General features: G+C 49.8%; 1 protein-coding gene. It reads left to right on the forward strand.

What is annotated here, in order from left to right; genetic code table 11:
- The coding region (locus SAZ04_RS22480; RefSeq protein WP_332699909.1) for a hypothetical protein at window positions 1-257 on the forward strand (257 nt) is incomplete at both ends.

The following is a 257-nucleotide window of genomic DNA, read 5'->3' on the forward strand; positions in this document are numbered from 1 at the left end:
ATTGGCGGTGCTGATCGACTGACAGCCCGCGAGCAGAGACCTGCAGAGTACGGCGCTGGCGCAGGCGGTAAAAAATCGCATGCCGCGGATTTACTTTGGCTAAGCGCCTGTAAATCTAAATTGAACAGATGTTCGCAAATCCCATTTCGTTCTTTTCACATACTTGTGCTTCATAAGTCTGCCGTTATGCGGAAGCTCGCCCTGAAACCGGGTGAAATCCACAAGATCACCGACCAGATTTACAGCATCACTTTATC

It is taken from the genome of Halalkalibacter lacteus, assembly GCF_036663595.1.
Lineage (GTDB): Bacteria > Bacillota > Bacilli > Bacillales > Bacillaceae_D > Halalkalibacter > Halalkalibacter lacteus.